20 protein-coding genes are annotated in these 22,834 nt (G+C 55.3%); 14 read left to right on the top strand and 6 right to left on the bottom strand.

Translation table 11 applies throughout. The features are described 5' to 3' along the window. Window positions 1–14 precede the first annotated feature (14 nt). From aroD to leuL, 6 genes are all read right to left on the bottom strand, one after another. Complete coding sequence (gene aroD, locus ACMYSO_RS17765) at window positions 15–770, bottom strand: type I 3-dehydroquinate dehydratase (protein ID WP_434666414.1); 756 nt, start codon at window positions 768–770, stop codon at window positions 15–17. Window positions 771–834: 64 nt separating this feature from the next. After that, window positions 835–1,440 carry a 3-isopropylmalate dehydratase small subunit gene (gene leuD, locus ACMYSO_RS17770; protein WP_434666417.1) on the bottom strand — a complete coding sequence of 202 codons (606 nt, stop codon included), beginning with the start codon at window positions 1,438–1,440 and terminating at the stop codon, window positions 835–837. A 10-nt stretch (window positions 1,441–1,450) separates the two neighbouring features. After that, entirely contained in the window at window positions 1,451–2,851 is a 1,401-nt protein-coding gene (leuC, locus tag ACMYSO_RS17775) for a 3-isopropylmalate dehydratase large subunit (RefSeq protein ID WP_434586379.1), read from the bottom strand. Between the two features lie 2 nt (window positions 2,852–2,853). Then, window positions 2,854–3,945: a 3-isopropylmalate dehydrogenase gene (leuB, locus tag ACMYSO_RS17780; RefSeq protein WP_434666419.1), complete on the bottom strand. Its 1,092-nt coding sequence runs from the start codon at window positions 3,943–3,945 to the stop codon at window positions 2,854–2,856. After that, entirely contained in the window at window positions 3,945–5,516 is a 1,572-nt protein-coding gene (leuA, locus tag ACMYSO_RS17785) for a 2-isopropylmalate synthase (RefSeq protein WP_123757512.1), read from the bottom strand. The genes leuB and leuA overlap by 1 nt, the downstream gene beginning before the upstream one ends. Before the next feature lie 96 nt (window positions 5,517–5,612). Then, window positions 5,613–5,699 (bottom strand): leu operon leader peptide, encoded by an 87-nt coding sequence (gene leuL, locus ACMYSO_RS17790; RefSeq protein ID WP_123757511.1) that lies wholly within the window; start codon window positions 5,697–5,699, stop codon window positions 5,613–5,615. Window positions 5,700–6,314: 615 nt separating this feature from the next. Here leuL and leuO point away from each other — a divergent pair. The 14 genes from leuO to murG all read left to right on the top strand — a co-directional run bounded on the left by leuO (window position 6,315) and on the right by murG (window position 22,825). Continuing rightward, window positions 6,315–7,280 (top strand): transcriptional regulator LeuO, encoded by a 966-nt coding sequence (gene leuO / locus ACMYSO_RS17795; RefSeq protein ID WP_434670831.1) that lies wholly within the window; start codon window positions 6,315–6,317, stop codon window positions 7,278–7,280. A 393-nt stretch (window positions 7,281–7,673) separates the two neighbouring features. Next, window positions 7,674–9,398: an acetolactate synthase 3 large subunit gene (gene ilvI / locus ACMYSO_RS17800; RefSeq protein WP_434586375.1), complete on the top strand. Its 1,725-nt coding sequence runs from the start codon at window positions 7,674–7,676 to the stop codon at window positions 9,396–9,398. 2 nt (window positions 9,399–9,400) lie between these two features. Next, window positions 9,401–9,892, top strand: coding sequence for an acetolactate synthase small subunit (ilvN, locus tag ACMYSO_RS17805; RefSeq protein WP_123757508.1), 492 nt, complete (start codon window positions 9,401–9,403; stop codon window positions 9,890–9,892). 180 nt (window positions 9,893–10,072) lie between these two features. Next, window positions 10,073–11,077 carry a catabolite repressor/activator gene (gene cra / locus ACMYSO_RS17810; RefSeq protein WP_123757507.1) on the top strand — a complete coding sequence of 335 codons (1,005 nt, stop codon included), beginning with the start codon at window positions 10,073–10,075 and terminating at the stop codon, window positions 11,075–11,077. Window positions 11,078–11,729: 652 nt separating this feature from the next. Continuing rightward, the gene (gene mraZ / locus ACMYSO_RS17815; RefSeq protein WP_123757506.1) at window positions 11,730–12,188 is read left to right on the top strand and encodes a division/cell wall cluster transcriptional repressor MraZ; all 459 of its coding nucleotides are present in this window, start codon (window positions 11,730–11,732) and stop codon (window positions 12,186–12,188) included. 1 nt (window position 12,189) lies between these two features. Next, entirely contained in the window at window positions 12,190–13,131 is a 942-nt protein-coding gene (gene rsmH, locus ACMYSO_RS17820) for a 16S rRNA (cytosine(1402)-N(4))-methyltransferase RsmH (protein ID WP_004857852.1), read from the top strand. Further along, a complete protein-coding gene (gene ftsL, locus ACMYSO_RS17825; RefSeq protein WP_123757505.1) occupies window positions 13,128–13,493 on the top strand; it encodes a cell division protein FtsL in 366 nt (121 codons plus the stop codon). Before rsmH ends, ftsL begins: the two co-directional genes overlap by 4 nt. A gap of 15 nt (window positions 13,494–13,508) precedes the next feature. After that, the gene (locus tag ACMYSO_RS17830) at window positions 13,509–15,275 is read left to right on the top strand and encodes a peptidoglycan glycosyltransferase FtsI (protein WP_123757504.1); all 1,767 of its coding nucleotides are present in this window, start codon (window positions 13,509–13,511) and stop codon (window positions 15,273–15,275) included. Beyond that, entirely contained in the window at window positions 15,262–16,749 is a 1,488-nt protein-coding gene (gene murE, locus ACMYSO_RS17835) for a UDP-N-acetylmuramoyl-L-alanyl-D-glutamate--2,6-diaminopimelate ligase (protein ID WP_434666421.1), read from the top strand. Before ACMYSO_RS17830 ends, murE begins: the two co-directional genes overlap by 14 nt. Further along, on the top strand, window positions 16,746–18,104 hold the full coding sequence (gene murF / locus ACMYSO_RS17840) for a UDP-N-acetylmuramoyl-tripeptide--D-alanyl-D-alanine ligase (RefSeq protein WP_434666423.1): 1,359 nt from the start codon (window positions 16,746–16,748) through the stop codon (window positions 18,102–18,104). Before murE ends, murF begins: the two co-directional genes overlap by 4 nt. Further along, complete coding sequence (gene mraY / locus ACMYSO_RS17845) at window positions 18,098–19,180, top strand: phospho-N-acetylmuramoyl-pentapeptide-transferase (RefSeq protein ID WP_434666425.1); 1,083 nt, start codon at window positions 18,098–18,100, stop codon at window positions 19,178–19,180. Before murF ends, mraY begins: the two co-directional genes overlap by 7 nt. Before the next feature lie 2 nt (window positions 19,181–19,182). Beyond that, window positions 19,183–20,499, top strand: coding sequence for a UDP-N-acetylmuramoyl-L-alanine--D-glutamate ligase (gene murD, locus ACMYSO_RS17850; RefSeq protein ID WP_434666427.1), 1,317 nt, complete (start codon window positions 19,183–19,185; stop codon window positions 20,497–20,499). Then, window positions 20,499–21,758, top strand: coding sequence for a cell division protein FtsW (gene ftsW, locus ACMYSO_RS17855; RefSeq protein ID WP_434586369.1), 1,260 nt, complete (start codon window positions 20,499–20,501; stop codon window positions 21,756–21,758). Before murD ends, ftsW begins: the two co-directional genes overlap by 1 nt. Continuing rightward, window positions 21,755–22,825, top strand: a complete 1,071-nt coding sequence (gene murG / locus ACMYSO_RS17860) for an undecaprenyldiphospho-muramoylpentapeptide beta-N-acetylglucosaminyltransferase (RefSeq protein ID WP_434666429.1) — start codon at window positions 21,755–21,757, stop codon at window positions 22,823–22,825. Before ftsW ends, murG begins: the two co-directional genes overlap by 4 nt. Window positions 22,826–22,834: the final 9 nt, after the last annotated feature.

Genomic DNA, 22,834 nt, shown 5'->3' on the forward strand with positions numbered 1-22,834 from the left:
TCAGAGAACCATGTTCAGGAGAGCATATCCATCAACTCCCGCAGCTTGCCGACGGCAATCTGCCCTGGTGCAGATGCCTGTCCTACGCTGCCGAAGGTCATCGCCGATCCGAACAGACGCCCGGTTACCCGGCTCACTCCGCCCATTTTCCCCATCGACATGGTAATTAACGGGCGGGTGGCGTGCTGTTCTTTCATGGTCAGCGTCGCGCCGAGGAGCGTCAGCACATCCTGCGGCGACTGCGGCATGACCGCGATTTTAGGTAAATCGGCGCCCAGTTCCTGCATCCGGCACAGCCGGTCGACTATCTCATTCTGCGGCGGTGTTTTCTGGAAATCATGATTGCTCATGATCACTTTCACCCCGGCGGCATGGGCCTCAGCGACCAGCGCCCGAATCTGTGTTTCCTCATTGAAAAGCTCAATATCAATCAGATCGACCAGCCCGCTAGCGACGGCCAGGCGGTTGAGCGCAAAGTAGGCGTCATTGTCGAGTTCCGTTTCGCCGCCCTCTTTGTGGCTGCGAAAGGTGAACAGCAGCGGGATCGTCGCGAGTATCTGGCGGATCTCCTTTAGCGCCAGCCGGATCAGCTTGTCGTCCCGGACACCGGTAAAGTGATCGACGCGCCATTCGATAAGATCGGCACCGGTGTTCGCCAGGGTGCGAGCATGGGTTTTCAGCTCGTCGAGGGTTTTACCGATCAGTGGAACGCAAATCAGCGTCGTCCCTTCCTGAAAGGTGATGTTTTTCACGGTTATCGCTTTTGTCATTTGTAGGGTCCATCGGTAAAAAAATGCCCGGTCATAGGACCGGGCAGGGTAATCAGCGGCGTGGTTAGTTCATAAAGGCCGGCAGCTTGTTCTCGTAGGCTGAAATGGCCGCTTCGTGCTGCAGCGTCAGGCCGATGCTATCGAGACCGTTGAGCATGCAGTGGCGGCGGAAGGTATCGATGTTAAAGCGGTAGGATTTATCACCCGCTTTCACCACTTCGGACTCCAGATCGACCTCAAAGCTGATGCCAGGGTTGGCCTGCACCAGCGTAAACAGCTCATCGACCTGCTCGTCGCTCAGCGTGACCGGCAGCAGCTGGTTGTTGAAGCTGTTACCGTAAAAGATATCGGCGAAGCTGGGGGCGATAACCACTTTAAAGCCGTAGTCCGTCAATGCCCAGGGAGCATGCTCACGGGATGAGCCGCAGCCGAAGTTTTCCCGCGCCAGCAGAATCGATGCCCCTTTATACTGCGGAAAGTTCAGGACAAATTCCGGGTTAGGCTGCTGCCCCTGGTCGTCGAGAAAACGCCAGTCATTGAACAGGTGTGCGCCAAAGCCGGTACGCGTGACTTTCTGCAGGAACTGCTTGGGGATGATCGCATCGGTATCGACGTTTGCGGCATCCAGCGGAACCACCAGGCCCGTATGTTGGGTAAATTTCTCTGCCATGATGGTTTCCTTATTTGATGTCGCGAATGTCGGCGAAGTGGCCGGTAACGGCGGCAGCGGCGGCCATTGCCGGGCTGACTAAGTGGGTACGTCCGCCGCGGCCCTGACGGCCTTCAAAGTTACGGTTGCTGGTTGATGCGCAGCGCTCGCCCGGGTTCAGACGGTCGTTGTTCATCGCCAGGCACATGGAACAGCCCGGCAGGCGCCATTCAAAGCCGGCGTCGATAAAAATCTTATCCAGCCCTTCGGCTTCCGCCTGGGCTTTTACCGGACCAGAACCTGGAACTACCAATGCCTGTACGCCCGGTGCGACTTTGCGCCCTTTAGCGATTTCTGCCGCGGCGCGTAAATCTTCAATACGTGAGTTGGTGCAGGAGCCGATAAACACTTTATCGATAGCCACGTCGGTTAACGGGATACCCGGCTTCAGGCCCATATAGGCCAGCGCTTTTTCCGCACTGGCGCGTTCGACCGGATCGGCAAACGAGGCCGGATCGGGGATCATATCGGTGACGGAAATCACCTGGCCCGGGTTGGTTCCCCAGGTCACCTGCGGGGCAATTTCTTCAGCTTGCAGCGTCACCACGGTATCAAATGTGGCGTCAGCGTCGGTTTGCAGGGTTTCCCAGTATTTCACCGCGGCGTCAAAATCTTCGCCTTTCGGCGCATGCAGACGGCCTTTGACGTAGTTAAAGGTGGTTTCATCTGGCGCGACGAGGCCCGCTTTAGCACCCATCTCAATCGCCATATTGCACAGGGTCATACGACCTTCCATGCTCAGGTCGCGAATGGCTTCACCACAGAACTCTACGACGTGACCGGTACCGCCGGCGCTGCCGGTTTTACCGATGATCGCCAGCACGATATCTTTGGCGGTGATGCCCGGTGCCGCTTTGCCATTAACGGCAATTTTCATGGTTTTGGCGCGGCCCTGTTTCAGGGTCTGCGTCGCCAGCACGTGCTCAACTTCCGAGGTGCCGATACCGAATGCCAGCGCGCCAAATGCGCCGTGGGTTGCGGTATGGGAGTCACCGCAGACGATGGTCATCCCCGGCAGGGTAACCCCTTGCTCCGGGCCCATCACGTGGACGATACCCTGATACGGGTGGTTCAGGTCATACAGTTCCACGCCGAACTCTTTGCAGTTCTTGATCAGTTCCTGCATCTGAATTCGCGCCATTTCACCTGACGCATTGATGTCTTTGGTCTGGGTGGAGACGTTGTGATCCATGGTGGCGAAGGTTTTGCCCGGCTGACGTACCGGACGGTTGTGCGCGCGCAGGCCATCGAAGGCCTGTGGGGAGGTCACTTCGTGCACCAGATGACGGTCGATGTACAGCAGCGGGGTTTCGTCTTGTGCTTCATAAACCACGTGAGCATCAAACAACTTTTCGTATAAAGTCTTCGCCATGATTACACCCCTTCAGCGACATAGCGGGCAATGATATCGCCCATTTCATCGGTACCAACGGCCGCCGTGCCGCGCGCCAGATCGCCGGTGCGTACACCTTCTTCTAATGCGCGATTAATCGCACTTTCGATAGCGGTTGCTGCGGCTTCGGCATCCAGGCTATAGCGCAGCAGCAGCGCCAGGGAGAGGATCTGTGCGATCGGGTTGGCGATGTTTTTGCCAGCGATATCCGGAGCGGATCCGCCTGCAGGTTCATACAGGCCAAAACCTTGTTCGTTGAGGCTGGCGGAGGGCAGCATGCCCATCGAGCCGGTGATCATCGCGCATTCGTCAGACAGGATGTCGCCGAACAGGTTAGAACACAGCAGCACGTCAAACTGGGACGGATCCTTAATCAGCTGCATGGTGGCGTTGTCGATGTACATGTGCGACAGCTCAACGTCCGGGTAGGATTTTGCGATCTCGCTGACCACTTCGCGCCACAGAATAGATGACTGCAGCACGTTGGCTTTATCGATAGAAGTCACTTTATGACGACGTTTGCGCGCGGACTGGAACGCGATGTGCGCAATCCGCTCGATTTCGAAGCGATGATAGACTTCGGTATCAAACGCTTTCTCATGCTGACCGCTGCCTTCACGACCTTTCGGCTGGCCGAAATAGATGCCGCCGGTCAGTTCGCGGACGCACAGAATGTCGAAGCCGTTAGCGGCGATATCCGCGCGCAGCGGGCAAAACTCTTCCAGTCCCTGGTACAGTTTCGCCGGACGCAGGTTGCTGAACAGTTTGAAATGTTTACGCAGCGGCAACAGCGCACCGCGCTCTGGCTGACCGTCTGGCGGCAGGTGTTCCCACTTCGGGCCGCCGACGGAACCGAACAGAATCGCATCGGCCTGCTCGCAGCCTTCCACTGTGGCCTGCGGCAGTGGGGAGCCCTGACGGTCGATGGCGGCGCCACCGACATCATATTGGCTGGTGGTAATGCGCATATCAAAACGGGTACGGACAGCTTCCAGTACTTTCATCGCCTGGCTCATGACTTCCGGGCCAATGCCATCACCTGGCAACACAGCAATATGGTAATTCTTCGACATTACACAGTTTCCTTCTTGTTCTCGTTATTTTGAGCTTTGCGTTGCAATTCTTTTTCGACTTCAGCGGCGCGCCAGATGTTGTTCAGAACGTGAATCATCGCCTTCGCGGAGGATTCAACGATATCGGTCGCCAGACCGACGCCATGGAAGCGGCGGCCGTTGTAGTTCACCACGATGTCGACCTGACCCAGCGCATCTTTACCGTGGCCTTTGGCGCTTAAGCCATATTTAACCAGTTCGATGTCATAGCCGGTGACGCGGTTGATGGCCTGATACACGGCGTCGACCGGGCCGTTACCGTTGGCGGCTTCGGCTTTCACTTCATCACCGCAGACCAGCTTGACGGAAGCGGTAGCGATAGCGTTGGAGCCGGACTGGACGCTGAAGTAGTCCATGCGGAAATGTTCTGGCTCTTCCTGCTGCTTGTTAATGAAGGCCAGCGCTTCCAGGTCGTAGTCGAAGACCTGACCTTTTTTGTCCGCCAGTTTCAGGAACGCGTCATACAGGTGATCCATGTTGTAGTCGCTGTCTTTGTAGCCCATCTCTTCCATGCGGTGTTTAACCGCCGCACGGCCGGAGCGAGAGGTCAGGTTCAACTGCACCTGATTCAGGCCGATGGATTCCGGAGTCATGATTTCGTAGTTTTCGCGGTTCTTCAGTACGCCATCCTGGTGGATACCGGAGGAGTGTGCGAAGGCGCCGGTGCCGACAATGGCTTTGTTGGCCGGAATCGGCATGTTGCAAATCTGGCTGACGGTCTGGCTGGTACGCCAGATTTCGTTGTGATTAATGCGGGTACGGACATCCATAATGTCTTTACGCACTTTAATCGCCATGATCACTTCTTCCAGCGAGCAGTTACCAGCACGCTCGCCGATACCGTTCATAGCGCCTTCGACCTGACGTGCGCCAGCGTGGACGGCAGCGATGGCATTGCCGACGGCCAGACCTAAATCGTCATGGGTGTGAACAGAGATAATGGCTTTGTCGATATTTGGCACGTGGTCGTACAGGCCGGTGATGATGTTGGAGAACTCGAACGGCATGGTGTAGCCGACGGTGTCCGGGATGTTGATTGTCGTCGCGCCGGCGTTAATGGCGGCTTCGACCACGCGCGCCAGGTCGGCAATCGGCGTACGGCCAGCATCTTCACAGGAGAACTCGACATCGTCGGTATAATTGCGTGCGCGTTTGATCATATAGACCGCGCGCTCAATGACCTCATCCAGCGTGCTGCGCAACTTAGTCGCGATATGCATCGGTGAGGTGGCAATAAAGGTGTGAATACGAAACGCTTCCGCAACCTTTAAGGATTCTGCGGCGACATCAATGTCTTTCTCTACACAGCGCGCCAGGGCACAAACGCGGCTGTTTTTGATGGTGCGCGCGATAGTTTGTACGGATTCGAAGTCGCCAGGGGATGAAACCGGGAAACCGACCTCCATCACATCAACGCCCATACGCTCGAGGGCTAAGGCAATCTGCAGCTTCTCTTTCACGCTCAGGCTGGCCTGTAACGCTTGCTCACCGTCACGTAAGGTCGTATCGAAAATAATGACTTGCTGGCTCATGGTTTAGATCCTTAATCGGTGTCCTGGGCGCCTTGCTGACGAGCATAAAAAAACCCGCGCAATGGCGCGGGTTTTATAGTCTTGCTGGAAGATGACTTAACGCTGAACGTCGCCCAACAGCCTACCGCGCATAGTGGATGCGTTTAGTAGTAGTAGGCTGATGAAACGAGTAGTGCGAATCATTGCGTCATGCTCCAGATGAAATCGTTATGCTCTTAGAGTTACTGGATACGTCTTTTGATGTCAACCCTTGGACAGGAAAAAGCGCTTTTCGCCTTCGGAAGTGATTAGCTAATTGTGCTGATGAAAGGGCCTTTTGACCGATGATAGTTTTTCTGCAAGTTGTATTGGTGGGGTGATGCAAAATCATTGTCGCAATTTATTATCATGTTAAACATAGCGGCTGATATTTTGGCTCTGAGGATATCTTGATGAAACACATGGAGTTATTTATTTCTTTAATGTGTTTGCGTGAGTTTATATGAGTGATCAATGATATTGAGATGTTAATATTTAGCGAGCGCTGGCAGCGTATTTTAATAATGCTTAAGTTTAAGTTAACGGGTGCTGGTGTTGTTTATTTCCGTGGTTTATGGATAAACTATATCTTATAAAGAAATTGATATATTTTATGTTTTGTAAGTATTTCAACATAATGACTATGCTACATATCTGCACTTACTTATAACGTTTGATATATTCCTAAAATGCATCCACTCCCTTTTGTAAATGAGATATGTATGGTAAATGATATTTACAGTATTACTGGCCATGTTTTTTGAAAAGGGAATTTCGCGTATGGTGGACCTGGATATGACTATTGAAACTGCTGAACCTAAATCCTCCTCCGAGGGGGAAATTGTCAAGCCACAGCTCAGAACTGTCGATCTTAATCTGCTGACGGTTTTTGATGCCGTCATGCAGGAGCAAAATATTACCCGTGCGGCGCAATCACTCGGCATGTCACAGCCCGCAGTGAGTAATGCGGTTGCGCGTCTGAAGGTGATGTTTAACGATGAGCTGTTTGTGCGCTACGGGCGGGGGATTCAGCCGACGGCGCGCGCGTTCCAGCTGTTTGGTTCAGTACGTCAGGCATTGCAGCTGGTACAGAATGAGCTGCCGGGTTCTGGTTTTGAACCGGTCAGCAGCGAGCGGGTATTTACGCTCTGTGTCTGTAGTCCTCTGGACAACTATTTGACCTCCGTTATTGTCAATAAAGTGAACGCTGTGGCGCCGAATATTCATTTGATTTTTAAGGCTTCACTGAATACCAATACGGAACACCAGTTACGTTATCAGGAGATTGAATTTGTTATCGGCTATGAGGAGTTTCGTCGCCCGGAGTTTTCCTGCGTGCCACTATTTAAAGATGAAATGGTATTAGTTGCAAGCGATAAACACCCTCGTATTTCCGGACCACTTTCTGAAACGGATATTTATCAGGAAGAACATGCGGTGGTTGCCTTAGATCGCTTTGCCTCATTTAGCCTGCCATGGTATAGCTCCGTCAATAAGCAGGCTCGTATTGCTTATCAGGGAAATGCCATGGTCAGCGTATTAAATGTGGTTTCGCAAACGAATATGGTCGCGATTGCACCGCGTTGGCTGGCAAATGAGTACGTAGATAAACTGGGGCTACAACTTTTGCCGTTACCACTGAAGGTAAATAGCCGCACTTGCTATCTTTCCTGGCATGATGCGGCCGGAAAAGATAAAGGACATCAGTGGATGGAAGAGTTGCTGGTGGGTATTTGTCAGCGCTAACCGTTTTGTGACGCAAACGAGAGCCGGCGCTCTCGATTTGTGTGAATAATCCCACAAAATGCAGAATATTATTCTGTTTACCGCCGGCGGGTCTGCCGAACGCCAGGTGAAAAATGGATGATTTTCTGCCAACAGACTATTTATCCGAGTAATGCCCACACGCGTTTCTGGTTTGCGAAGCTTTTAACCACGATTCATATCAAATTGTTATCTTTTATGCTTTTGATGGCCTGTGCGCCTCTGAGGTAGCTAATTGCCTGCCCGTTGGCGAGCAGTTATGGTAATGGCACGCAGTCCATTCACCTCAATGTCGGGCGACGATTCCCGGCCTTGTGCGAACGCGCGGAAATTGAATTCTGCTGTCGTTAAAAACAATAAGCCTGGAGGCAAACCATGGAGATGTTGTCAGGAGCCGAGATGGTCGTCCAATCGCTTGTCGATCAGGGCGTCAAGCAAGTATTCGGTTACCCCGGGGGCGCGGTCCTCGATATCTATGATGCGTTGCATACCCTTGGCGGTATCGACCATATTCTGGTTCGCCATGAGCAGGCGGCGGTGCATATGGCGGACGGCCTTGCTCGTGCGACCGGTGAAGTGGGCGTCGTCCTGGTGACGTCAGGCCCGGGTGCGACCAACGCCATTACCGGCATTGCAACGGCATACATGGATTCCGTCCCGCTGGTGATCCTCTCCGGGCAGGTGGCGACCTCGCTGATTGGTTATGATGCCTTCCAGGAGTGTGACATGGTCGGTATCTCCCGACCGGTAGTGAAGCACAGCTTCCTGGTTAAGCAGACGGAAGACATTCCCGGGGTGCTGAAAAAAGCGTTCTGGCTGGCGGCCAGCGGCCGTCCGGGTCCAGTGGTGGTGGATTTACCAAAAGATATCCTCAACCCGGCAAACAAACTGCCGTACGTGTGGCCAGACAGCGTCAGCATGCGTTCCTATAATCCGACTACCAGTGGTCACAAAGGGCAAATCAAGCGTGCCCTGCAGACGCTGGTCGCGGCGAAGCATCCGGTTGTTTATGTCGGCGGCGGGGCGATTAACGCCCAATGCGAGCCGCAGCTGCGTACCCTGGTGGAAAAACTGAACCTGCCGGTGGCCTCGTCGCTGATGGGCCTGGGCGCTTTCCCGGCGACCCATCCGCAGGCGTTAGGCATGCTGGGGATGCACGGTACTTACGAAGCCAATATGACGATGCATCATTCTGACGTGATTTTCGCCGTCGGCGTGCGTTTTGACGATCGCACCACCAACAATCTGGCGAAGTACTGCCCGAATGCGACGGTGCTGCATATTGATATCGATCCTACTTCGATCTCTAAAACGGTTCCGGCTGATGTCCCGATCGTCGGCGATGCGCGTCTGGTGCTGGAACAAATGCTTGAACTGCTTGAGCAAGAAGAGGCACATCAGCCGCTGGATGAGATCCGCGACTGGTGGCAGCAGATCGAACAATGGCGCGCGCGTCACTGTCTGCAATACGACACGCAAAGCGACAAGATCAAACCGCAGGCGGTGATCGAGACCATCTGGCGCCTGACCAATGGCGATGCCTATGTGGCGTCCGATGTGGGCCAGCATCAGATGTTCGCTGCGCTTTATTACCCGTTCGACAAACCACGACGTTGGATTAACTCCGGCGGCCTTGGCACGATGGGCTTCGGGTTGCCCGCCGCCCTCGGCGTTAAGATGGCTCTGCCGGCGGAGACCGTGGTTTGCGTGACCGGCGATGGCAGCATTCAGATGAATATTCAGGAGCTGTCTACCGCGCTGCAGTACGAGCTGCCGGTGCTGGTGCTGAACCTCAACAACCGCTATCTGGGGATGGTGAAACAGTGGCAGGATATGATCTATTCCGGCCGTCATTCACAATCCTATATGGAATCGCTACCGGATTTTGTCCGGGTTGCAGAAGCCTATGGCCATGTGGGGATTCGAATCAGCGAACCGCAGGAGCTGGAGTCTAAGCTGGCCGAAGCGCTGGAGCAGGTACGTAATAACCGTCTGGTCTTCGTGGATGTGATGGTAGACGGCAGCGAGCATGTGTATCCCATGCATATCCGCGGCGGCGGCATGGATGAGATGTGGTTGAGCAAAACGGAGAGAACCTGATTATGCGCCGGATATTATCTGTATTACTGGAAAACGAATCGGGCGCCTTGTCGCGCGTCATCGGGCTCTTTGCGCAGCGCGGATATAACATTGAAAGCCTGACGGTGGCGCCGACAGACGATCCGACACTCTCCAGAATGACCATTCAGACCGTCGGCGACGAGAAAGCGATCGAGCAGATTGAAAAGCAGTTGCATAAGCTGGTGGACGTGCTTCGCGTCAGCGAACTCGGGCAGAACTCACACGTTGAGCGTGAAATCATGCTGGTGAAGGTGCAGGCAAGCGGTTTTGGTCGGGAAGAGGTGAAGCGCAACACGGAGATTTTCCGCGGGCAGATTATCGATGTAACTCCGTCGATTTATACCGTTCAGCTGGTGGGCACCAGCGACAAGCTGGATGCCTTCCTCGCTTCATTGCGCGATGTAGCACGCATCGTTGAAGTGGCACGATCGGGTGTCGTCGGGCTGTCGCGTGGCGACAAAATAATGCGTTGAGTCCCTGAAACTGACGTAAAAATAGCCCGACACAATTTGTCGGGTTATTTTTTTGCGAAATCGGTAGGAACTGTAGACAAAACCGGTTGCTGCGCTAACTATTCTGCGTTTAGATGTTATCAAAATGAATCCATAGCTGAAGAAAGGTTATGTTCTGTACTTATTACCCAAGGGGCAATTGTGAAACTGGATGAAATCGCCCGGCTGGCCGGTGTCTCGCGAACCACCGCTAGCTATGTGATTAACGGTAAAGCGAAGCAGTACCGCGTGAGCGACAAAACGGTTGAAAAAGTGATGGCCGTCGTTCGTGAACATAACTATCACCCGAATGCGGTTGCTGCTGGCTTACGTGCAGGACGCACGCGTTCTATTGGGCTGGTTATTCCCGATCTGGAAAATACCAGCTATACCCGCATTGCTAACTACCTGGAGCGTCAGGCGCGCCAGCGTGGCTACCAACTGCTGATTGCCTGCTCGGAAGATCAGCCTGACAACGAAATGCGCTGTATTGAGCATCTGTTACAGCGCCAGGTGGATGCGATTATCGTCTCGACGTCGCTCCCGCCAGAGCATCCGTTCTATCAGCGCTGGGCTAACGACCCTTTCCCGATTGTCGCCCTCGACCGTGCGCTCGATCGTGAACACTTCACCAGCGTGGTGGGTGCCGATCAGGATGATGCGGAAATGCTTGCCGCTGAACTGCGTAAGTTCCCAGGTGAAAGCGTCCTGTATCTCGGTGCGTTACCTGAGCTGTCGGTGAGCTTCCTGCGTGAGCAGGGCTTCCGCACCGCGTGGAATGACGATCCGCGTGAAGTCCAGTATTTGTACGCCAACAGTTTTGAACGCGAAGCGGCGGCACAACTGTTCGAGAAATGGCTCGAGACACACCCGATGCCGGAAGCGCTGTTTACAACGTCGTTCCCGCTGTTGCAGGGGGTAATGGACGTGACTTTACGTCGCGAAGGGAAACTGCCATCGGAACTGGCGATTGCGACCTTTGGCGATAATGAGCTGCTGGATTTCCTGCAGTGTCCGGTTCTGGCCGTGGCCCAGCGCCATCGCGATGTCGCCGAACGCGTGCTGGAGATTGTCCTCGCTAGCCTCGATGAACCGCGTAAGCCGAAACCGGGGTTAAGCCGTATTCGCCGTAATCTGTATCGTCGGGGAAGCCTGAACCGCCGCTGAGTCACCAGCATCCAGGATTATTCTTATAACAAAAGTAAGGATAATGACGTATTGCTCGCCAGACGAAGAACGTCTGGCGATAATCTGAACAAATTTACCTTAAAAAAGTAAATGGAATCGCTTTCAGACAAATCCCTAAAATTCTTTACGCATTATTTTGTTTTATTCTGGAGTTGGGGATTTCTGGCACCCGCTAGCTATAAAAAAGATAAATCGGCCTTTATTTGTATTATTTTGTTACATTCATTAAATTAATCGCTGAATTAACAATCATTTCACGCCGTAATCAGACTCGTTTCGCTCTGTACCCGCAGCAAGCGCACCTCTCCGACAGCAACAGGCACTGTTAACGGACATCATAATGGCCTAAAATGCCGCTCGCGTCGCAAACTGACACTTTATATTTTCCCTTCGAAGATATTTTGTTGCTTTTTACTGTTACGAATTTGTTGGTTGTTTTCTTACACGTATTCATAACGTTAATTTGCCTCGTTTGTTGATGATTATTTCATCAGGCCTAATATCGGCTGCAAATAATGGGTTTTTGAGCTCCGTTGGTATTCGTGCTGGCTTGACAAGCTTTTCCTCCGCTCCGTAAACTCCTTCTGGTGGGAATTTGTGGGTTAAAGTGGCGAAAAGGGGTGAGGCTGGCATGTTCCGTGGGGCAACGTTAGTCAATCTCGACAGCAAAGGCCGTCTGGCCGTACCGACGCGATACCGCGACGGGCTGATCGAAGACGCTTCCGGTCAACTGGTGTGTACCATTGACATTCATCACCCGTGCCTGCTGCTTTACCCCTTGCCTGAATGGGAAATCATCGAGCAAAAATTGTCGCGTTTATCGAGCATGAATCCCGTTGAGCGACGCGTACAGCGTCTGCTGTTGGGTCATGCCAGCGAATGTCAGATGGATAATGCCGGACGTCTGTTGATTGCTCCGGTGTTACGGCAACATGCCGGGCTGACAAAAGAAGTGATGCTGGTCGGACAGTTCAATAAGTTTGAACTGTGGGATGAAACGACCTGGTATCAACGGGTCAAGGAAGATATCGACGCTGAGCAGTCCGCTACCGGGGAGCTATCGGAGCGACTGCAGGATTTGTCTCTATAAGATGATGGAAAATTTTAAACACACTACGGTACTGCTGGATGAAGCCGTTAATGGCCTGAATATTCGTCCTGATGGTATCTACATTGATGGGACCTTTGGTCGCGGCGGACACTCGCGTCTGATCCTTTCCCAACTGGGGGCGGAAGGACGGCTGCTGGCTATCGATCGCGATCCGCAGGCTATCGCGGTGGCGAAAACCATTGATGATCCCCGCTTTTCCATCGTACACGGACCTTTCTCTGCGCTGGCTGACTATGTAAGTGAGCGCGGACTAACTGGCAAGATCGACGGGATTCTTCTCGATCTTGGTGTCTCTTCACCTCAACTTGATGATGCGGAACGCGGCTTCTCGTTTATGCGCGATGGCCCGCTGGATATGCGCATGGATCCGACCCGCGGTCAGTCAGCTGCTGAATGGCTGCAGACTGCCGACGAAGCCGATATCGCCTGGGTGATTAAAACCTTTGGCGAAGAGCGTTTCGGGAAGCGAATCGCCCGCGCCATCGTTGAGCGTAACCGCATCGAGCCTATGACCCGCACCAAAGAACTGGCGGAAGTGGTGACGGCGGCGACGCCGGTGAAGGACAAATTCAAACATCCCGCGACCCGTACCTTCCAGGCGGTGCGCATTTGGGTGAACAGTGAACTGGAGGAGATAGAGCAGGCGCTAAAAAGCTCGCTCAGCGTGCTGGCCCCAGGCGGGCGGCTGTCGATCATCAGTTTCCATTCGCTGGAAGACCGTATTGTGAAACGCTTTATGCGTGAACAAAGCCGCGGTCCGCAGGTTCCGGCAGGGTTACCGATGACCGAAGAGCAGCTCAAAAAACTGGGCGGCCGTGAGTTACGAGCACTAGGCAAGTTGATGCCGGGCGAAGAAGAGGTGGCAGAGAATCCACGGGCCCGTAGTTCAGTTCTGCGTATTGCAGAGAGGACGAACGCATGATCGGCAGAGTGACAGAAGCCTTAAGCAAAGTTAAAGGATCGTTAGGAAGCAACGAGCGCCATGCCTTGCCTGGCGTCATCGGGGACGATCTTCTGCGGTATGGGAAGCTGCCACTCTGTCTGTTCATTTGCATCATCATTACGGCGATTACCGTGGTGACGACGGCGCACCATACCCGTCTGTTAACCGCGCAGCGCGAGCAGTTAGTTCTGGAACGTGACGCGCTGGATATTGAATGGCGAAACCTGATCCTCGAAGAGAACGCGCTCGGCGATCACAGCCGGGTTGAGCGGATCGCGACGGAGAAGTTGCAGATGCAACACGTCGATCCATCACAAGAAAATATCGTTGTACAAAAATAAGGATTATTGCGACGCATGAAAGCAGCGCCGAAAACGCTAAAACCAAAACGTCAGGAAGAACAGGCCAACTTTATCAGTTGGCGTTTTGCGTTGCTGTGCGGCTGTATTCTGCTGGCTCTGACTTTCCTGCTGGGTCGTGTGGCCTGGCTACAAGTGATCAGCCCGGACATGCTGGTTCGTCAGGGCGATATGCGTTCGCTACGCGTGCAGGAGGTTTCTACCGCGCGTGGCTTGATTACCGATCGCTCTGGTCGTCCTCTGGCGGTGAGCGTGCCGGTGAAGGCCATTTGGGCCGACCCGAAAGAGCTGCACGAAGCGGGTGGCGTCAGCATTGATAATCGCTGGAAAGCGCTGGCTGATGCGTTAAACATGCCGCTGGATCAGCTGGCATCACGTATCAATACCAATCCGCGGATGCGCTTTATCTACCTGGCGCGTCAGGTCAACCCGGACATGGCGGATTACATCAAGAAGCTCAAGCTGCCGGGCATCCATATGCGCGAAGAGTCGCGCCGTTACTACCCGTCAGGGGAAGTTACTGCTCACCTCATTGGCTTCACTAACGTGGATAGTCAGGGGATTGAAGGCGTCGAGAAGAGCTTTGACAAATGGCTTACCGGCCAGCCTGGCGAGCGTATCGTGCGTAAAGACCGCTATGGCCGCGTCATTGAAGATATCTCTTCAACCGACAGCCAGGCGGCGCATAACCTGGCGTTAAGCATTGATGAGCGTCTGCAGGCACTGGTCTACCGCGAACTGAACAATGCCGTGGCGTTTAACAAAGCGGAATCGGGAAGCGCGGTGCTGGTGGATGTCAGCACCGGTGAAGTGCTGGCGATGGCCAACAGCCCGTCATATAACCCGAACAATTTCTCCGGTACCGCCAAGGACATCATGCGTAACCGCGCCATTACCGACGTGTTTGAACCGGGTTCCACGGTCAAGCCGATGGTGGTGATGACCGCGTTGCAGCGCGGGATTGTCAACGAAAATACCGTGCTGAATACCATTCCTTACCGAATTAACGGCCACGAGATTAAAGACGTGGCACGCTACAGTGAATTGACCCTGACCGGGGTACTACAGAAGTCGAGTAACGTCGGTGTTTCCAAGCTGGCGTTAGCGATGCCGTCCTCAGCGTTAGTAGATACTTACTCACGTTTTGGGCTCGGAAAAGCGACCAATTTGGGGTTGGTCGGAGAACGCAGTGGCTTATACCCTCAAAAACAACGGTGGTCTGACATAGAGAGGGCCACCTTTTCTTTCGGCTACGGGCTAATGGTAACGCCGTTACAGTTAGCGCGAGTCTACGCAACGATTGGCAGCTATGGCATCTATCGCCCGCTGTCGATCACCAAAGTTGATCCGCCGGTTCCCGGTGAGCGTGTGTTCCCGGAACCTCTCGTTCGTACTGTTGTACACATGATGGAAAGCGTGGCGCTGCCCGGTGGCGGCGGCGTGAAGGCGGCAATCAAAGGTTACCGCATTGCCATCAAAACCGGTACCGCGAAGAAAGTGGGGCCGGATGGCCGCTATATCAACAAATATATTGCTTACACCGCAGGCGTTGCGCCCGCCAGCCACCCGCGCTTTGCGTTGGTGGTGGTGATCAACGATCCGCAGGCGGGTAAATACTACGGCGGCGCCGTTTCCGCGCCGGTCTTTGGTGCCATCATGGGCGGCGTACTGCGCACCATGAACATCGAGCCGGACGCGCTGGCAACGGGCGAAAAAAGTGAATTTGTGATTAATCAAGGCGAGGGAACAGGTGGCAGATCGTAATTTGCGCGACCTTCTCGCTCCGTGGGTGCCAAATGCGCCGGAGCGAATTCTGCGAGAAATGACGCTGGACAGCCGGGTGGCTGCTTCCGGCGATCTCTTTATTGCGGTTTTGGGTCATCAGGCGGACGGGCGTCGTTATATCCCGCAGGCGATAGCGCAAGGTGTTGCTGCCATTATTGCTGAGGCCAAAGATGAGGCTGAAGACGGCGAAATCCGTGAAATGCACGGCGTGCCGGTAATTTATCTCAGCCAACTCAATGAGCGTCTGTCGGCGCTGGCCGGGCGTTTTTACCATCAGCCTTCCTCACAGTTGCGTCTGGTGGGCGTCACCGGAACCAACGGTAAAACCACCACTACACAACTGCTGGCGCAGTGGGCCAAACTGCTTGGCGATACCAGCGCGGTGATGGGGACGGTCGGTAACGGTCTGCTGGATAAAGTTATTCCGACGGAAAACACCACTGGCTCTGCGGTCGATGTGCAGCATGTGCTTTCCGGCCTCGCAGGGCAGGGGGCAACGTTTGCTGCCATGGAAGTCTCTTCCCACGGTCTGGTGCAGCATCGCGTAGCGGCGCTGCAGTTTGCCGCCTCGGTCTTTACTAACTTGAGCCGGGATCATCTCGATTACCACGGTGATATGGAACATTACGAAGCGGCAAAATGGCTGCTTTACTCCACGCACCACTGCGGTCAGGCGATTGTCAACGCGGACGATGAAGTGGGCCGTCGTTGGCTGGCGAAGCTGCCGGACGCGGTCGCGGTGTCGATCGAAGATCATATTAACCCGAACTGCCACGGCCGCTGGCTGAAGGCGACGGCGGTGAGCTATCACGACAGCGGGGCGACCATTCAGTTTGATTCCAGCTGGGGCAAGGGCGAAATAGAGAGCCGCCTGATGGGCGCCTTTAACGTCAGCAACCTGCTGCTGGCGCTGGCAACACTGCTGGCGCTGGGGTATCCGCTGGAGGAACTGCTGAACACGGCATCTCGTCTGCAGCCGGTCTGTGGGCGTATGGAAGTGTTCAGCGCGCCGGGCAAACCGACCGTCGTTGTGGATTATGCCCATACCCCGGATGCGCTGGAAAAAGCGCTGCAGGCGGCGCGTTTGCACTGTAACGGTAAGCTGTGGTGCGTCTTTGGCTGCGGCGGCGATCGTGACAAAGGCAAACGTCCTCTGATGGGGGCCATTGCTGAAGAGTTTGCTGACATTGTCGTCGTGACTGATGACAACCCGCGTACCGAAGAGCCCCAGGCGATCATCAGCGATATTCTCGCCGGGATGCTTGATGCCGGGCACGCGAAAGTGAAAGAGGGCCGGGCTGAAGCGGTGACCAACGCCGTGATGCAGGCACAAGAGGGCGATGTGGTCCTGGTTGCCGGAAAAGGCCATGAGGACTACCAGATTGTTGGCAATCGTCGCCTTGACTACTCCGATCGCGTCACCGTGGCCCGTCTGCTGGGAGCGGTAGCATGATTCGCTTTACGTTAAGCCAGCTCGCCGACATCACGCACGGCGAATTGCACGGTGGCGATCTGGCCATCGATGAGGTGACCTCTGACACCCGCAAGATCACCAACGGTTGCCTGTTCGTAGCGCTGAAGGGTGAGCGTTTCGATGCTCACGACTTTGCAGAGCAGGCGAAGCAGGCCGGCGCGGGCGCACTGCTGGTCAGCCGCCGCCTGGCATGTGATTTACCACAGGTTGTCGTGAACGATACCCGCCTGGCTTTTGGTGAACTGGCTGCCTGGGTTCGCCAGCAGGTGCCGGCGCGCGTCGTGGCGCTGACCGGTTCCTCCGGGAAAACGTCGGTGAAAGAGATGACCGCGGCGATCCTGAGCCAGTGCGGCAATACCCTGTATACCGCCGGTAACCTGAATAACGACATCGGTGTGCCGATGACGCTGCTGCGTCTGACCAAAGAACATGATTATGCGGTGATCGAATTAGGCGCTAATCATCAGGGTGAAATTGCCTGGACCGTCAGCCTGACGCGTCCGGAAGCTGCGCTGGTCAACAACCTGGCCGCTGCGCACCTCGAAGGTTTCGGTTCACTGGCCGGTGTGGCAAAAGCGAAAGGCGAAATCTTTACCGGCCTGCCTGAAAACGGCATCGCGATCCTCAATGCGGACAATAACGACTGGCTGAACTGGCAAGCGGTTATCGGCGCACGCAAGGTCTGGCGCTTCTCGCCTGACGCGGCGCAGAGCGACTTTACCGCCACCAATATCCATATCACCAGCCATGGCACCGAATTTACCCTGCAAACTCCGGTGGGGAGCGTGGATGTTCTGCTGCCGTTGCCGGGCCGTCATAATATCGCTAATGCGCTGGCAGCAACTTCGCTGGCGATGGCGGTGGGCGCCGATCTCAGCGCGGTGAAAGCCGGTCTGGCGCAGCTGAAAGCGGTGCCGGGGCGTCTGTTCCCGATTGCGCTCAGCGAGACCCAACTGCTGCTCGATGACTCCTATAACGCTAACGTCGGTTCGATGACCGCCGCGGTGCAGGTGCTCTCCGAGATGCCGGGTTACCGTGTCCTGGTCGTTGGCGATATGGCTGAACTGGGTGCAGAAAGCGAAGACTGTCATCGCCAGGTCGGCGAGGCGGCGAAAGCGGCAGGGATTGACCGTGTCCTCAGCACCGGCGTGCTGAGCGCAGAAATTAGTCGCGCCAGTGGCGCAGGCGAACACCTTAGCGATAAAGCATCGCTGGTGGCGCGTCTGCGCGAACTGACGTCAGAACACAAAATCATCACCATTTTAGTGAAGGGTTCACGTAGTGCCGCCATGGAAGAGGTAGTACGCGCATTACAGGAGAATGGAACATGTTAGTATGGCTGGCCGAACATCTGGTCAAATATTATTCCGGCTTTAACGTCTTTTCCTATCTGACGTTTCGCGCCATCGTCAGCCTGCTGACCGCGCTGTTCATCTCGTTGTGGATGGGCCCGCGCATGATCGCCCGTCTGCAAAAACTCTCTTTCGGCCAGGTCGTACGTAACGACGGTCCGGAATCTCACTTCAGTAAACGCGGTACCCCGACCATGGGGGGGATCATGATCCTCACCGCGATTGTGGTTTCGGTGCTGCTGTGGGCCTACCCCTCCAACCCGTATGTGTGGTGCGTTCTGACGGTACTGATTGGCTACGGCATTATCGGTTTCGTTGATGATTACCGCAAAGTGGTGCGCAAAGATACCAAAGGGCTGATTGCCCGCTGGAAGTACTTCTGGATGTCGGTGATTGCGCTGGGCGTCGCGTTCGCGCTGTATATGGCCGGGAAAGATACGCCAGCGACTCAGCTGGTTGTGCCGTTCTTTAAAGACATCATGCCGCAGCTGGGGATCCTCTACATCCTGCTGGCCTACTTCGTGATTGTCGGCACCGGTAACGCGGTCAACCTGACCGATGGCCTTGATGGCCTGGCAATTATGCCAACCGTATTCGTGGCCGCGGGCTTTGCGCTGGTGGCATGGGCAACGGGTAACATGAACTTTGCCAACTACCTGCACATTCCGTATCTACGACATGCTGGTGAACTGGTTATCGTCTGTACGGCGATTGTCGGCGCGGGGCTGGGCTTCTTATGGTTCAACACCTACCCGGCACAGGTCTTTATGGGCGATGTCGGATCGCTGGCACTGGGCGGCGCGCTGGGTATTATCGCCGTGCTGCTGCGCCAGGAGTTCCTGCTGGTGATTATGGGTGGCGTGTTCGTGGTGGAGACCCTGTCGGTCATTCTGCAGGTCGGCTCCTTTAAGCTGCGCGGTCAGCGCATCTTCCGTATGGCGCCGATTCACCACCACTATGAACTGAAAGGCTGGCCGGAGCCGCGCGTGATCGTGCGCTTCTGGATTATTTCGCTGATGCTGGTGCTGATTGGCCTGGCGACGCTGAAGGTACGTTAATCATGGCAGATTATCAGGGTAAAAAAGTCGTCATTATTGGCCTGGGCATGACCGGGCTATCTTGCGTGGACTTCTTCATGGCGCGCGGCGTGACGCCGCGGGTGATGGATACTCGCGCCACGCCGTCAGGCCTCGACAAGCTGCCTGAAGCGGTTGAACGTTACGTTGGCGGGTTGAACAGTGACTGGCTGTTGGCGGCGGACCTGATAGTGGCAAGCCCTGGTATCGCGCTGGCGCATCCTGCATTGAGCGAAGCGGCGGATGCTGGCGTGGAGATCGTTGGCGATATCGAACTGTTCTGTCGTGAAGCGCAGGCACCGATTATTGCCATTACCGGCTCTAACGGTAAAAGCACCGTGACGACCCTGGTGGGCGAAATGGCGAAAGCGGCCGGCGTGAACGTCGGCGTTGGCGGCAATATTGGCCTGCCTGCCCTGATGCTGCTTGATGCAGATCGCGAGCTGTATGTTCTGGAACTCTCCAGCTTCCAGCTGGAGACCACCTCCAGTTTGCGGGCAGTTGCGGCGACGATCCTCAACGTTACCGAGGATCATATGGACCGCTACCCGCTGGGTTTGCAGCAGTATCGCGCTGCCAAACTGCGGGTGTATGAAAATGCGAAGACCTGCATCGTGAATGCCGATGACCGACTGACGATGCCGGTTCGCGGCGCCGATGAGCGCTGCGTTAGCTTTGGTGTGGATGTCGGTGACTATCACCTTAACCGTCAGCAGGGTGAAACCTGGTTGCGGGTTAAAGGTGAAAAGGTGCTTAACGTGAAAGAGATGCACATCACCGGCCAGCACAACTACAGCAACGCCCTGGCGGCACTCGCGCTGGCGGATGCCGCCGGCCTGCCGCGTGCCAGCAGCCTCAAGGCGCTGACCACCTTTACCGGCCTGGCACACCGTTTCCAACTGGTGCTGGATCACAACGGCGTTCGCTGGATTAACGATTCCAAAGCGACCAACGTGGGCAGCACCGAAGCGGCACTGAACGGGCTGCATCTCGACGGTACGCTGTACCTGCTGCTGGGCGGCGACGGTAAATCTGCCGATTTTACGCCGCTGACGCGCTATCTGACGGGAGATCATATCCGTCTGTACTGCTTTGGTCGTGATGGCGAACAGCTGGCAGCGCTGCGCCCGGACGTGGCAACCCAGACCGCCACGATGGAAGAGGCGATGCGCCAGATTGCGCCGCTGCTGAAATCAGGCGATATGGTGCTGTTATCCCCGGCATGCGCCAGCCTCGATCAGTTCAAGAGCTTTGAACAACGTGGCGATGTTTTTGCCCGTCTGGCTAAGGAGTTAGGCTGATGCGTTTATCCCTCCCGCGCCTGAGAATGCCTCAGTGGAGACTGCCGCGCCTGCCGGGGATGTTTATCTTCTCCTGGCTGTTCGCCGCGCTGAAAGGCTGGGTGATGGGCTCGCGTCAGAAAGATAACGATAGCCTGGTGATGTATGACCGCATGCTGTTGTGGCTGACTTTCGGCCTGGCAGCTGTCGGTTTTATTATGGTGACGTCGGCGTCGATGCCGGTTGGACAGCGCCTGGCCAACGATCCCTTTTTGTTCGCCAAGCGTGACGGATTATATATTCTGCTGGCGCTCGGGCTGGCGATGGTAACCCTGCGTCTGCCGATGGAGTTCTGGCAGCGGCACAGTACCGCCATGCTCATCGCCTCTATCGTGATGCTGCTGATCGTACTGGTGGTCGGTAGTTCGGTAAACGGCGCCTCGCGCTGGATTGCGCTGGGCCCGCTGCGTATTCAGCCGGCAGAATTTACCAAGCTCTCGCTGTTCTGCTACATCGCCAACTATCTGGTGCGTAAAGGGGATGAGGTCCGTAATAACCTCCGCGGCTTCTTAAAGCCGATGGGCGTGATTTTCGTCCTCGCGATTCTGCTGCTGGCGCAGCCGGACCTCGGTACCGTGGTCGTGCTGTTCGTGACCACCCTGGCAATGCTGTTTCTTGGTGGCGCGAAGCTGTGGCAGTTCATCGCCATTATCGGCATGGGGATCTCGGCGGTGGTGCTGCTGATCCTCGCTGAGCCCTATCGTATTCGCCGCGTGACTTCCTTCTGGAACCCGTGGGAAGACCCGTTCGGCAGCGGTTACCAGTTAACCCAGTCGCTGATGGCGTTCGGCCGCGGTGAAATGTGGGGGCAGGGCTTAGGTAACTCGGTACAGAAACTGGAGTATTTACCGGAAGCTCATACCGACTTCATCTTCGCCATTATCGGCGAAGAACTCGGTTATATCGGTGTGGTACTGGCCCTATTAATGGTATTCTTCGTCGCCTTTCGCGCCATGTCGATTGGGCGTAAAGCGCTGGAAATCAACCATCGCTTCTCCGGTTTTCTGGCATGCGCCATTGGTATCTGGTTCAGCTTTCAGGCACTGGTTAACGTCGGGGCAGCGGCAGGTATGCTGCCAACCAAAGGTCTGACGCTGCCGCTGATCAGTTACGGTGGCTCCAGTTTGCTGATTATGTCAACGGCCATCATGTTGCTGTTGCGAATTGATTATGAAACCCGTCTGGAAAAAGCCCAGGCGTTTACACGGGGTGTTCGATGAGTGGTCAGGAAAAGCGGCTAATGGTGATGGCGGGCGGTACCGGCGGACATGTGTTCCCGGGGCTGGCGGTCGCGCACCATTTAATGGACCAGGGCTGGCAGGTTCGCTGGCTGGGTACTGCCGATCGTATGGAAGCGGATTTAGTGCCGAAGCATGGCATTGATATTGATTTCATCCAGATTTCTGGCCTGCGCGGAAAAGGCCTCAAAGCGCAGTTGCAGGCACCCGTCCGTATCTTCCACGCCTGGCGTCAGGCGCGGGAAATCATGAAACGGTTTCAGCCGGATGTGGTGTTAGGCATGGGCGGATATGTTTCCGGTCCGGGCGGTCTGGCTGCGTGGTCGCTGGGTATCCCGGTCGTACTGCATGAACAAAATGGTATTGCCGGCCTGACCAATAAGTGGCTGGCGAAGATAGCAAAGAAAGTGCTGCAGGCATTCCCTGGCGCGTTCCCGCATGCCGATGTTGTGGGCAATCCGGTGCGTACCGATGTGCTGGCACTGCCGTTACCTGAGCAGCGCCTGGTCGGGCGTCAGGGGCCGACACGTGTGTTAGTGGTGGGCGGTTCTCAGGGCGCGCGCGTCCTGAACCAGACCATGCCGAAGGTGGCAGGGAAACTGGAAGGCGCAGTGACCATCTGGCACCAAAGTGGCAAAGGTGCTCAGCAGACGGTACAGCAGGCCTATGCCGATGCCGGGCAGCCACAACATAAAGTGACTGAATTTATTGATGACATGGCTGCCGCGTATGCCTGGGCTGATGTTGTTGTGTGTCGTTCCGGTGCGTTGACGGTGAGTGAAATTGCCGCAGCAGGATTACCGGCGTTATTTGTGCCATTTCAGCACAAGGATCGTCAGCAGTACTGGAATGCACTGCCGCTGGAGAAAGCGGGCGCAGCGAAAATTCTCGAACAACCTCAGTTCACCGTCGATGCCGTAGCGCAGACGCTGGCTGGCTGGGATCGGGAAACGCTGCTGGATATGGCGGAACGAGCGCGTAGAGCCTCGATTCCGGATGCTACCGAACGGGTAGCAGAAGAAGTGAGCGCTGCAGCACTGGCGCGCTAATCACGGTGA

It is taken from the genome of Klebsiella sp. B345 (assembly GCF_051131735.1).
Classification (GTDB): Bacteria; Pseudomonadota; Gammaproteobacteria; order Enterobacterales; family Enterobacteriaceae; genus Klebsiella.

Excerpts from the sequence above, each read along its gene's own strand:
- aroD (WP_434666414.1), bottom strand. The coding sequence starts at position 770 with ATGACAAAAGCGATAACCGTGAAAAACATCACCTTTCAGGAAGGGACG.
- leuD (WP_434666417.1), bottom strand. The coding sequence starts at position 1,440 with ATGGCAGAGAAATTTACCCAACATACGGGCCTGGTGGTTCCGCTGGAT.
- leuC (WP_434586379.1), bottom strand. The coding sequence starts at position 2,851 with ATGGCGAAGACTTTATACGAAAAGTTGTTTGATGCTCACGTGGTTTAT.
- leuB (WP_434666419.1), bottom strand. The coding sequence starts at position 3,945 with ATGTCGAAGAATTACCATATTGCTGTGTTGCCAGGTGATGGCATTGGC.
- leuA (WP_123757512.1), bottom strand. The coding sequence starts at position 5,516 with ATGAGCCAGCAAGTCATTATTTTCGATACGACCTTACGTGACGGTGAG.
- leuL (WP_123757511.1), bottom strand. The coding sequence starts at position 5,699 with ATGATTCGCACTACTCGTTTCATCAGCCTACTACTACTAAACGCATCC.
- leuO (WP_434670831.1), top strand. The coding sequence starts at position 6,315 with ATGGTGGACCTGGATATGACTATTGAAACTGCTGAACCTAAATCCTCC.
- ilvI (WP_434586375.1), top strand. The coding sequence starts at position 7,674 with ATGGAGATGTTGTCAGGAGCCGAGATGGTCGTCCAATCGCTTGTCGAT.
- ilvN (WP_123757508.1), top strand. The coding sequence starts at position 9,401 with ATGCGCCGGATATTATCTGTATTACTGGAAAACGAATCGGGCGCCTTG.
- mraZ (WP_123757506.1), top strand. The coding sequence starts at position 11,730 with ATGTTCCGTGGGGCAACGTTAGTCAATCTCGACAGCAAAGGCCGTCTG.
- rsmH (WP_004857852.1), top strand. The coding sequence starts at position 12,190 with ATGATGGAAAATTTTAAACACACTACGGTACTGCTGGATGAAGCCGTT.
- ftsL (WP_123757505.1), top strand. The coding sequence starts at position 13,128 with ATGATCGGCAGAGTGACAGAAGCCTTAAGCAAAGTTAAAGGATCGTTA.
- ACMYSO_RS17830 (WP_123757504.1), top strand. The coding sequence starts at position 13,509 with ATGAAAGCAGCGCCGAAAACGCTAAAACCAAAACGTCAGGAAGAACAG.
- murF (WP_434666423.1), top strand. The coding sequence starts at position 16,746 with ATGATTCGCTTTACGTTAAGCCAGCTCGCCGACATCACGCACGGCGAA.
- mraY (WP_434666425.1), top strand. The coding sequence starts at position 18,098 with ATGTTAGTATGGCTGGCCGAACATCTGGTCAAATATTATTCCGGCTTT.
- murD (WP_434666427.1), top strand. The coding sequence starts at position 19,183 with ATGGCAGATTATCAGGGTAAAAAAGTCGTCATTATTGGCCTGGGCATG.
- ftsW (WP_434586369.1), top strand. The coding sequence starts at position 20,499 with ATGCGTTTATCCCTCCCGCGCCTGAGAATGCCTCAGTGGAGACTGCCG.
- murG (WP_434666429.1), top strand. The coding sequence starts at position 21,755 with ATGAGTGGTCAGGAAAAGCGGCTAATGGTGATGGCGGGCGGTACCGGC.